Origin of the sequence: Streptomyces sp. NBC_01214, from assembly GCF_026340975.1 — a bacterium.
In the GTDB taxonomy this organism is placed as follows: Bacteria; Actinomycetota; Actinomycetes; order Streptomycetales; family Streptomycetaceae; genus Streptomyces.
This window is the reverse complement of the sequence record NZ_JAPEOS010000003.1, coordinates 301,111-311,746: the sequence shown is the minus strand read 5'-3', so window position 1 is coordinate 311,746 and position 10,636 is coordinate 301,111. Positions and strand designations below refer to the sequence as shown.

Annotated in this window: 9 protein-coding genes; 4 read left to right on the top strand and 5 right to left on the bottom strand. The window is 73.9% G+C overall.

All coding sequences use genetic code 11. The annotated features are described in order from the left end of the window. Window positions 1-23: 23 nt before the first annotated feature. The 3 genes from OG594_RS37720 to OG594_RS37710 all read left to right on the top strand — a co-directional run bounded on the left by OG594_RS37720 (window position 24) and on the right by OG594_RS37710 (window position 2,088). The gene (locus tag OG594_RS37720) at window positions 24-224 is read left to right on the top strand and encodes an MbtH family NRPS accessory protein (RefSeq protein WP_266606910.1); all 201 of its coding nucleotides are present in this window, start codon (window positions 24-26) and stop codon (window positions 222-224) included. An 84-nt stretch (window positions 225-308) separates the two neighbouring features. After that, complete coding sequence (locus tag OG594_RS37715) at window positions 309-1,667, top strand: MFS transporter (RefSeq protein WP_266606909.1); 1,359 nt, start codon at window positions 309-311, stop codon at window positions 1,665-1,667. 175 nt (window positions 1,668-1,842) lie between these two features. Beyond that, complete coding sequence (locus tag OG594_RS37710) at window positions 1,843-2,088, top strand: hypothetical protein (RefSeq protein WP_266606908.1); 246 nt, start codon at window positions 1,843-1,845, stop codon at window positions 2,086-2,088. A gap of 85 nt (window positions 2,089-2,173) precedes the next feature. On the opposite strand, the gene OG594_RS37705 is transcribed toward OG594_RS37710, so the two are convergent. Both OG594_RS37705 and OG594_RS37700 read right to left on the bottom strand, forming a co-directional pair. Continuing rightward, the gene (locus OG594_RS37705) at window positions 2,174-2,713 is read right to left on the bottom strand and encodes a hypothetical protein (protein WP_266606907.1); all 540 of its coding nucleotides are present in this window, start codon (window positions 2,711-2,713) and stop codon (window positions 2,174-2,176) included. Window positions 2,714-2,810: 97 nt separating this feature from the next. After that, complete coding sequence (locus OG594_RS37700) at window positions 2,811-3,845, bottom strand: helix-turn-helix transcriptional regulator (RefSeq protein WP_266606906.1); 1,035 nt, start codon at window positions 3,843-3,845, stop codon at window positions 2,811-2,813. A gap of 245 nt (window positions 3,846-4,090) precedes the next feature. Here OG594_RS37700 and OG594_RS37695 point away from each other — a divergent pair, with 245 nt between their 5' ends. Beyond that, window positions 4,091-4,318 (top strand): response regulator transcription factor, encoded by a 228-nt coding sequence (locus tag OG594_RS37695; RefSeq protein ID WP_266606905.1) that lies wholly within the window; start codon window positions 4,091-4,093, stop codon window positions 4,316-4,318. Here OG594_RS37695 and OG594_RS37690 read toward each other — a convergent pair. The 3 genes from OG594_RS37690 to OG594_RS37680 all read right to left on the bottom strand — a co-directional run bounded on the left by OG594_RS37690 (window position 4,312) and on the right by OG594_RS37680 (window position 10,618). Beyond that, window positions 4,312-5,676 carry an MFS transporter gene (locus OG594_RS37690; RefSeq protein ID WP_266606904.1) on the bottom strand — a complete coding sequence of 455 codons (1,365 nt, stop codon included), beginning with the start codon at window positions 5,674-5,676 and terminating at the stop codon, window positions 4,312-4,314. The genes OG594_RS37695 and OG594_RS37690 overlap by 7 nt on opposite strands. A 47-nt stretch (window positions 5,677-5,723) precedes the next feature. Next, on the bottom strand, window positions 5,724-7,265 hold the full coding sequence (locus tag OG594_RS37685; RefSeq protein ID WP_266606903.1) for an amino acid adenylation domain-containing protein: 1,542 nt from the start codon (window positions 7,263-7,265) through the stop codon (window positions 5,724-5,726). Between the two features lie 125 nt (window positions 7,266-7,390). After that, window positions 7,391-10,618, bottom strand: coding sequence for an amino acid adenylation domain-containing protein (locus tag OG594_RS37680; protein ID WP_266606902.1), 3,228 nt, complete (start codon window positions 10,616-10,618; stop codon window positions 7,391-7,393). Between the last annotated feature and the right edge of the window lie 18 nt (window positions 10,619-10,636).

Sequence of the window (10,636 nt, the reverse complement as noted above, 5' to 3'; positions counted from 1 at the left end):
CCTGATCCCTCGAGGAGAACACCGTGAACGACTCGTCCCCGCAGCAGTACCTGGTCGTCGCCAACGACGAGGAGCAGTACTCCCTCTGGGAGGCCGGCCGGCCCGTCCCGCTCGGCTGGCACGACCAGGGCGTGCGCGGCACCAAGGAGGAGTGCCTCGCGCACGTCGAGCGGGTGTGGACCGACATGCGCCCGCTCAGCCTCCGCGTGAGCATGGCCGGCTGACCCGACGATCCCCGGGCACCACGCCGCCCGGCAGACCCCACCGCGGGCTGCCGGGCGGCGCGGCGGTGCCGGAAGGAACCCCGTATGACCAGCTCGTACCCCGGCGGCTCCGCGTCACCGCGCCGCCGCACCCCGCTGGCCGCCCTGGTGGCCGCCTCCGGGATCTCCTCGCTCGGCATGGCGGCGACCCTGGTCGCCGTGCCCTGGTTCGTCCTGCACAGCACCGGCAGCGGCGCCCGGACGGGGCTCGTCGCCACCGCCGAGGTGCTGGGCCTGCTCTGTTCCGCCGTGCTCGCGGGTCCGGTGGTCGACCGACTGCCCGTGCGCGCGACGAGCATCGGTGCGGACCTGTTGACGGCCGCGGCGATCAGCCTGATCCCGCTCCTGCACGCCGGGGGCGCCCTGCCCCTGCCCGTCCTGATCGTCCTGGTCTTCCTGGTGGGGGCGGCGCGCGGGCCGTCCGACACCTCCAAGCAGTTGCTCCTGCCCGGGGCGATGGCACGCGCGGGGGTCACGGCGGAGCGTGCCACGGGAGCCGTCGAGGGGGCCCGCCGGATCGGCATGATGGCGGGAGCGCCGCTGGCCGGTCTGCTGATCGCGACGGTCGGCCCCGTGCGCACCTTGTACGCGGACGTGGCGGCGATGGTGCTGGTCGCCCTCCTCATGGCGGCCCTGGTGCCGGCGGCGGCCCGCCCCCGCCCGGCCGACGGCGTACCGCCGCACGGTTCCTACGCCCAGGAACTGCGCTTCGGGCTCGTGCAGTTGCGCAGGGACCGGCTCCTGGGCGCGATGGTGGGGGTCCTGATGCTGACCAACGCCCTGGACGGGGCGCTGAACGGCGTGCTCTACCCGGCGTACGGGACCCAGGTGCTGCGCAGCAGCGCCCTGTTCGGGGCGATGGTCACCGCCATGGGGGCCGGCGCACTGCTCGGGGCGGCCCTGTACGGCTGGGCGGGCCACCGGATGCCACGGCGCGCGGTCTTCGTCGGGGCCTTCGTCCTGGTCGGGGCGGTGCGGTGTGCCGCACTGGCCGCCGAGCCCCGGGCGGCGGTGCTGCTGACGGTACTGGCCCTGTCCGGCATCGGGTCGGGGGTCGTGGGTCCGCTGATGATGTCGGTCGCCTACGAGCGGGTGCCCGAGGAGGTCCGGGGGCGGGTGTTCGGTCTGCTGGTGGCCGCCGCGCTGGCGGCCACCCCGCTGGGAATGCTCGGCGCGGGGCTGGCCCTGGACGCCTGGGGTCTGGTGGCGGCGCTGCTGGGCACGGGGGCGCTGTACCTGGCGGTCACGCTCGCGCCACTGGTCTTCCCGGTGTGGCGGGAGCTCGACGCCCGGGGGCCGGCGGAGCCCGCGGAGCCCGCGGAGCCCGCAACGCCCGCGGAAGCGCCGGTCGGGCGTGAGCCGGGCCCTCCGGCCACCGTGGGAGCAGGAATCCTGACCGAATAGGTGAGATATAAGAGGATTTGCCACCCCTCACCATCGCGCCAGGCAGCTTGATGAACAGTCTGATCGATCACCGAAGTGCCCGGGGCACGGCAAGGTTGGTCCTGCACCGACCGGCGCGGACGGCCCACGAAGTGGTTCGCGCCGGGACCAGACCGCTCGCACTCCTGGGGATCCCATGCTCAAGCGTTACGTCATCGCCCTGTCCGTGACCGCGGCCGCGCTGCTGGTGCCCGCCGGCGCCGCTCAGGCCGCCGACGACACCTCGGCCGCGACCACCGTGACGACCACCACCGGGGGCGAGGGCAGCACCACCACCCAGACGCCGCGTCAGATCGTCACCTCCACCGGCCGGGTGGTGACGGTCGGCACCACGACGGGCGGCCGGACGCGCGACACGGCCGACAGCTCCTGGGGCGGCTGATCGCGCCGGCCCGTAAGGGCCGCCGAAAAGGGGGGAGGGAGGATCGCGACGCGATCCTCCCTCCCCCCTTTCGTACACCGAGCCGTCAGTCACCCGCACCGTTGAGGGAGATGACGGCGTACTGCGCCTGCGGTGCACCGACGCACCTGCGCGACCACCGGGCCGGTACGTACAGCAGCTCGCCGGGCAGCAGCCGGCACTGGAAGGACTCCGGCCGACCGCTCTCGCCGGTGCCGGTCAGCTGCCAGGTCACGGCGCCGGCGATCTGGTGGATCAGCAAGTGCTCCCGGTCTCCGGGCTGCCCGGTCCAGACGGCGTCCACACCGACGCCCGGGGCGGACCCAGCCCTCTCCACCCGGTCCAGCCGGACGGACAGGCCGGTCAGGGAGGCCAGTTCAGCGGTGAACCGGTCCATCTGGGCCGCACACACACCGTCACCCTCCGGGCCGGCCCCGGCGCCATCGGCGTCATCTGCGTCATCGACGTCATCGGCGTCTTCGAACGCCGGGTTGTCGTACTCGGGCCACAGCACACCCGGCGCCCGGTCCAGGTGGACCGAGAGGAACAGGACGATCTCCCGCAGGTGCGGGGACTCCCGTTCGCAGCCTTCATCCGGCATGTCCATTACGTGCCCCTCTTGTTCGGCGGCTCCACAGCTCCCATCTCAGCAGCATGCGACACGCCCGCCGCCCGCGACAGACACGAGAACGCGTGACACCAGGTCAGGAGGGCTGTGCCGGCTCGCCGTCCGCCTCGGCCTCCAGGTCCAGCAGGCCGCGCGCGGCGGCGGCCACACCGGCCTGGAAACGACTGCCCGCACCCAGCTCCTGCATGATGTCGGCGATGTGGCGCCGGGCCGTGCGCAACGACATGCCCAGGCGCCGCGCTATGGCCTCGTCCTTCAGCCCGGCCGCGAGCAACCGGATGATCGTCTCGTGGATCTCGCGGGCCACCTCTTCGAGCCCCTGGCCCGCCGCGGCCGAGAACGGCGAGGCCAGGTCCCAGGTCTGGTCGAAGATGTTGCACAGGTAGGCGACGGTCGAGGGCTCGCGTATGACCACGGCGCCCCAACTGCCGTCCGAGACCGGTATGAAGGCCAGTTCCCGGTCGAAGGCGATGAGGCGGCCGAAGAGTTCGTGCGCGGTGCGGTACTGCGCCCCCAGCACGGAGGTGGCGGCGACGTAGGCCTGGCTCGGTCCGTTGAAGCGGGCCGTGTGGTGGTAGAGGGTCCGGATCGAGATCCCCCGCTCGAGCATCGTCTCGTCCCGCCGCAGCGCCTCCTGCATCGCCTCCGGCACCCTGCTGCCGCCCCCGGGCTGCGAGCTGAGCATCTCGGTCGTGCAGTTGAGAGAGGCCCGGTTGAGTGCCCCGCGCACGTCCTCCAGGCTCTCCAGGACCTCCAGCGACTCCCCCGTGGAGCGGCGGCCCAGATAGTGCGGCAGGAAGCGCCCCAGGTCCTCGCGGATCCCGCTGATCTCCCGCTGCTGCTCGCGGATCTGCGCCTCCAGGGGCGCGACGAGCTGCTCGGCGGCCGTGTCCGGGGCCACCGCGAAAGCCACCGCCGGGTCGATCGGGCTCACGTGCAGCAGGCGTGAGGCGCGCAGGCGCGCCACGCTGCGCCGGACCTCGTCCGCGTCGCGCCCCGTACCGGCGACCACCGCGTCCACGTCCACCGTGCGGTGTTCGAGCACCCATCCGTAGACATCGATGTCAACATCGGCGCTGTTCGGATCCGGCGCCACGTCAGATGTTTGCATTGCCCCACTTTGCCTTTTTCGCCCCTGGTCGCTTTACTGCCAGGCACTTTGGTGAGGTGCCCGCCCCCTGGCGCCAGGATATGCAGGGCGAAAGGCTGTACCCGACGAACAGCAGCGGGTGTCCGGCCACTTCGAGCCCCGGACGTCCGAAACGGCGCGATCACACCCAGCGTGATCGCACCGTCACCAGGGGCACCGAACCCCGCTGCTCCCTTTCACCCCCGACCCGGAATCCGGAGCCCCACATGCTGCACACCACGCTCACCTCCCGCGCACCGGAGCTGCCCGCCCTGACCCCCCGCGAGCAGGAGGTGCTCGCCTACCTCGCGCAGGGGGACACGTACCGGATGATCGCCTGCCGGATGGGGCTGAGCCCGCACACCGTCGACACCTACCTGCGCCGGCTGCGCAGCAAGACCGGTGCGGTGAACCGGACCCAGCTCACCCACATCGCCTTCCGGCTGGGCTACTGAGCCGGCCGCGCGGCCGCAGCACCGGCACCGGCCCCGGCCCCCGCCTCCGGGGCCTCGTCCTCGAACTCGCGCATCCGCCGCAGCGGGGAGCAGAGCAGGACCAGCGGGGCCGCCGACAGGGCGGCGGTGCACAGCCACAGCGCGTTCCGCACGCCCAGCAGTTCGCCGAGGAGTCCCGCCAGCAGACCGCTCAGGGGCAGCACGCCCCACACCAGGAAGCGCATGGTGGCGGTCATCCGGCCGAGCAGGTGCGGCGGGCAGACCGTCTGCCGGTAGGTCACCTGGCAGATGTTGTACAGGGTGACGCCGGCCGACTGGACGAGCGACCCGAGCACGAACAGGCCGATCCGCCAATCGTCGTCGGCGAGCGGGAGCAGCAGCCCGAAGGGCATGGTCACCAACAGGGACAGCCACGTGAGCCGGGCCGCGCCGACGGCCCGGGTCACCCGGTCCGCGGCGGTGGCCGCGAGCACCGAGCCGATCGTGGCGGTCGTCAGCACCCAGCCGAGGGCCGCGGGCGGCAGCCCCACCGTCCGGGTCAGGAAGAGCACCTCGATGGCCATCACCGCGCTGAGGAACAGGTTCACCGCAGCCGTGTTCAGGGCGATGAGCCGCAGGATCCGGTGGCTCAGGACGTAGCCCAGGCCCTCGCGGATGTCGCGCAGCAGGTGCCGGCGCGGAGCGGGTTCCGGCTTCTCCTCCCGGGCCCCGATCCGCCCCAGCAGGACCACGGACACCAGTGAGGTGACCGCCTGCCCGGCCAGCGTTCCGGCCGCGCCCAGCAGTTGCACCAGGAAGCCGGCGATACCGGGGCCCGCGAACTCGGCTCCCGAACGCACGGTCTCCAGCTTCGAGTTCCCCGCGATCAGGGTGTCCTTGCCGATGAGGGTCGGCAAGTAGCTCTGATCGGCGACGTCACCGAACAGCCGGGCGCAGCCGAGCAGCAGGGCGACCGCGTACAGCAGCGGCATCGAGTGCAGGTCCAGTAGGTAGGCCACCGGCAGCAACGTCAGCAGGACGGCGCGCGCCAGGTCGGCGGCCATCATCACGCGGCGCTTGCGCATCCGGTCCACCCAGGCCCCGGCGGGCAGTCCCAGCAGCAGGAACGCCGCGTGTTCCGCGGCGGACAGCAGACCGGCCTGCCACGCCGAGGCGTCGAGGGTGAGCACCGCCATCAGCGGCAGCGCCACGTACGTGATGCTGCCGCCCAGCTCGTTGCAGATGTGCGAGGACATGAAGAGCCGGAAGTCCCTGCGCCGGCGGCGCTGCACGGCCTGGGCGGCCTCACTGGACTCCATGGACCCGGTGGACCCGGTGGACCCGGTGGGCTCGGCGGACTCGTCGGTGGTGACGGACACGGGTGCGTTCCTTGTCTGGTCGCGGACCTGGTCCGCGGGCTGCTGGTTCATCGGGGGTCGGGCGCGGGGAGCGCCCTGGGGTCGAGCTTGCCGCCCGGGGTCCGCGGCAGCCTGTCCATCAGTGTCACCACGGCCGGTACGAGGTACCCGGGCACCTTGGCCAGAAGGTGACGGCGCAGGGCGTCCGGGGTGAGGGGGCTGCCGGGGGTGACGGCGGCCCAGGCGGCCAGCTGCGGGCCGTCGGCCGCCGTCACGGCGCGGGCGACCACGTCGACGACGTCGGGGTGGGCGGCCACGGCCGCCTCCACCTCCTTGAGTTCGACCCGGTGGCCGCGGATCTTGACCTGGTCGTCGGCGCGCCCGAGGAAGACGAGCGGGCCGGCGGGCGCGCGGGTGACGCGGTCGCCCGTGCGGTACATGCGCTCTCCCGGGGCGTCGGCGAAGGGGTCGGCGACGAACCGCTCGGAGGTCAGCCCCGGCCGGCCGTGGTAGCCGCGCGCCAGGCAGGAACCCGCCAGGTACAGCTCGCCCGCGGCGCCGGGGGGTGCCTCGCGCAGCTCCTCGTCGAGGACGTAGGCGCGTACGCCCGCCAGCGGTTCGCCGAGCGGGATCAACTCGTCGCCCGCGAAGCCGGCCAGTTCGGCCGGTCCCGGCTCGTAGGAGGTGGCGGTGATGGTGGACTCGGTGAGGCCGTAGCAGCTGATGACCGGGGGCCGGCCGGCGGCCGTCCAGCGCGCCAGGTCCGCGGTGCGGCCCGCGTCGCTGCCGATCACCACGCGGCGCAGTGCGGACGGCAGCGGCCGCGGGGCGCGCTCCAGGTCCTTGGCCCACTGCGACCAGTACGGGGTGGGCAGGTTGACGACGCTGATCCGCTCCTCGTCGAGGAACGGCTCCAGTTCGGCGGGAGAGAGGACGTTGTCCTTGACGAAGACGGCCGTGCCGCCCGTGCACCAGGTGGGCAGGGCCTCCTCCAGGCTGACGTCGAAGGCGGGGGCCGCGAATTGAAGGACCGCGTCCTCGGCGGTCAGCCCGTAGCGTCCGGCCAGGGTGGCGACCTGTGCGGCGAGTCCGGCGTGGCCGACCGCCACGGGCTTGGGCTGCCCGGTGGAGCCGGAGGTGAAGAGGAGGTAGGCGAGGGAGCCGGGGGCGACGTCGGCGGGCGGTTCGGCCGCCGACGTGGGGGCCGCGGTCGTGGTGGCGGCCCAGAACAGCTCGCGCCCGGTGCGGCGTTGCAGCATCGCGGCTGCGTACGTGTCCGGGGCGACCGCGTGCCGGGTGCCGGCGGCCTCCAGCAGGGTGCGCAGCCGCTCGTCGGGGGCGTCGAGGTCCACCAGGAGGGGGGCCGCGCCCGCGTACCAGATCCCCAGCAGCCCCACCGCCCAGTGGACGCCCCTGCGCACCCCGAGGAGCACGGTGTCCTCCGGCCCGGCCCCGGCGGCGCGCAGTTCCTCGGCCACCGCGCGCGCCCGCCGGTCGAACTGGCGGTACGTCAGCTCCCCTTCGGGTGCGCGGACCGCGGTGGCCTCGGGCGTGAGCCCGGCCCGGTGCGCGATGCGCAGGGGTACGGGGGTGGTCTCGGTGGGGCTCATGGTGGTGGTGTCTCCTGGGGGTGCGGGCGGGCTCTTCGCGGGGACGGGGGGCGGGCGGGCGCGTTCGGGCGCCTTCTCGCGCGTCCAGGCGGGTTCGGGCGCCTGGACGCGCGCTCACGCCTGCGTCAGTCGCGGGAGCGGGGGCGCAGGGCGGGGCGGGCGGGCGCGGTGGCGGCCTCGGTCAGGCGGGCGGCGATGCCCGCCGGGGTGGGCGTCTCGAAGAGGTCGCGGATGCCCAGGCGTACGCCCAGCTCGGTGCCGATGCGGCCGGCGAGCCGGGTGGCGAGGAGCGAGTGGCCGCCGTGGGCAAAGAAGTCGTCGTCCATGCCCGCCTCCTGGAGGCCGAGGACGGACGCGAAGATCTCGCAGACCGTCTTTTCGGCGGGCGTGGCGGGCAGCCGGCCGGCCGGGCGGTGCACGGTGGCCGGGTCCGGGAGCGCCTTGCGGTCCAGCTTGCCGTTGACGGTGAGCGGGAACTGCGGCAGGTGCAGGAACAGCGACGGGACCATGTAGTTGGGCAGGTTCCGGCCCAGTTCGGTGCGGACCTCCTCGGCGGTGGGCGTGCCGGTGAAGTAGCAGACGAGCCGCTGCTGGCCCGCGTGGTCCCGGTCGACGGCGACGACCGCCTCGCCGACGCCCGGTACGGCGCGCAGCGCGGTCTCCACCTCGCCCAGTTCGATGCGGTTGCCGCGGACCTTGACCTGGTGGTCCTGGCGGCCGAGGAAGTCGAGTTGGCCGTCGGCCCGCATCCGGGCGAGGTCGCCGGTGCGGTACATGCGGCTGCCGGGCACGGCGGAGAACGGGTCGGGGACGTAGCGCTCGCTGGAGCGGCGCGGGTCGCGCAGGTATCCGGGGCCCACGCCGGTGCCGCCGATGAAGAGTTCGCCGGGCACGCCGGGCGGTACGGGGGCGAGCGCGGCGTCCAGCAGGTAGAGGGTGTTGTTGCGCAGCGGGCGGCCGACGGGCAGCCGGCCGTGCTCCAGCTGGGCGTGCACGTCGGGGCCGATGAAGGCGTGGGTGTTGTCGTCGGAGCACTCGGTGAGGCCGTAGGCGTTGACGATCGCGGCCTTCGGGTGGCGCGCGTACCAGCGGGTGCACAGTTCGGGCGGCAGCACCTCGCCGTTGACGATGAACCAGCGCAGCTCGGGCAGGGCCGGCGGCAGCACGCCGGTGTCCCACAGGTCGACGGCGGCGCGCACGAAGGAGGGCACGGTCTCCAGGACGGTGGTCCCGCGGCGGGCGGCGTCGTCGAAGAGGGCGGCCGGGTCGCGGGCGGTGTCGCGGGTGACCAGGTGGACCTGTCCGCCGGTGATCAGCGGGGCGAGCACCTGCCACACGGAGATGTCGAAGGTGAGCGGGGCGTTCATCACCACGCGGTCGCCGTTGCCGAGGCCGAGGTCCTCGACCTTGGCCAGGAGGTGGTTGTTCATGCCCCGGCGGTGGACCATGGCGCCCTTGGGCTTGCCGGTGGAGCCGGAGGTGAAGCAGACGTAGGCGAGGGCGTCGGGTCCGCCGGCCGGCGCGGGCCGCTCGCCCGGGGCGGCGGCCGCGTCGTCGATGACCAGGACGGGCAGGCCGCCGGGGACGGCGGCGGCGATCTCCTCGGCGCGGGCGCGCTGTTCGGGGGCGGCCAGCAGGCGGGCGATCCCGCCGCTCGCGAGGAGGTCGGCGGTACGGGTGACGGGGCCCTCGGGGTCGAGGGGGACGTACGCCGCTCCGGAGCCCAGGATGCCGAGCATCGCGACGGGGACCCGGGCGGTGGGCTCGCTCAGCACCGCGATCAGGTCGCCGGGGCGCACGCCGTCGGCGAGGAGGGACAGGGCGAGGGCGTCGGCGCGGGCGACGAGGGCCGCGTAGCTCAGCTCGCGGCCGGCCTCGTCGGTGGTGGCGACGGCGTCGGGGCGGCGCTCGGCCTGCTGTCGTACGCGCTCGACGACCTCCGCGTACTGCTCGTCGCGCGCGGTGTCGTTCCATTCGACCAGGACGCGGTGGCGTTCGGCGGGCGAGAGCAGGTCCACGGTGCCCACCGGGCACGACGGGTCCCGGGCGACGGCTTCCAGGAGCCGGGCGAGCCGTTCCAGCAGGGCCCGGGCGGTGTCCCGTTCGAAGACGTCCGGCCGGTAGTCGATCTGCAGGCGCAGCCGGTCGCCGGGGATGGCGGTCAGTGAGAGCGGGTAGTGGGCGGCGTCGTACGGGTCCACTCCGGTGACCCGGAGCCCGCCCGCGCCGAGGGCGGCGAGGCCGGCTTCGTCGACCGGGTAGTTCTGGAAGGCGACGCAGGAGTCGAAGAGCTCCCCCGCTCCGGCGAGCCGCTGGATCTCGACCAGGCCCAGGTGGTGGTGGTCGATCAGCCGCGCCTGTTCGTCCTGGAGCCGTTCGAACAGGGCGACGAGGGGCTCCGCGGGGTCGATCCGCACGCGGACCGGCACGGTGTTGATGCACAGGCCGACGATGTCGGCGACGCCGGGCAGTTCGGGGTCGCGGCCGCTGACGATGGCGCCGAAGACCACGTCCTCGGAGCGGATCTGCCGGCCGAGCAGGAGCGCCCAGGCGCCCTGGAGCAGGGTTCCGGAGGTGATCCGGTGGCCGCGCGCGAGGGCGCCGAGCCGCTCGGTCAGGGACTTGGGGAGGTACGTCTCCACGCGGTCGGGCAGGACCGAGCCGGGCGGCGGGGACACGGGCGCGGTGCGGGTTCCGCCCGCCAAGCCGTCCAGGGCGCGGGTCCAGGCGTCCTGGGCGGCGGCCGTGTCGCGGCTGTGGAGCCGGCCCAGGAAGGCGGAGTACGGGGTGACCGGGCCCAGCGGCGCGTCGTCGGCGTGGTGCAGGGCGAGGAGTTCGCGCACCAGGACCGGCCAGGACCAGCCGTCCATCAGGATGTGGTGGTAGGTCAGCAGCAGCCGGTGGGACAGCGGGCCGGTGCGGATGAGGTGGAAGCGCAGCAGCGGCGGCCGGGCGAGGTCGAAGCGGGTGGCCCGGTCCTCGGCGAGGAGGGTGTCGACGGCGGCGGCGCGCTCGGCCGGGCCGAGCCCGGAGAGGTCCGTCTCCTGCCAGGGGGCCCGTACGCCGCGCTGGACGACCTGGGCGGGCTCGCCCGTGGCGCGGCGCAGGAATCCGGCGCGGAGGTTGGCGTGCCGTTCCAACGCGGTGTCGGCGGCGGCGCGCAGCCGGTCCGCGTCGAGGGGGCCGTCGAGGTCGAGGAGCAGCTGGGCGACGTAGACGTCGCGTTCGTCCTCGTCGAAGAGGGCGTGGAAGAGGATGCCGTCCTGGAGCGGGGAGAGCGGCAGGACGTCCTCGACCAGGGAGCGTGCGGCGGGCGCGGCAGCAGGGACGGGGGTGGACGGGGGGTGGTTCACGGTGGTGTTCCTTCTGTG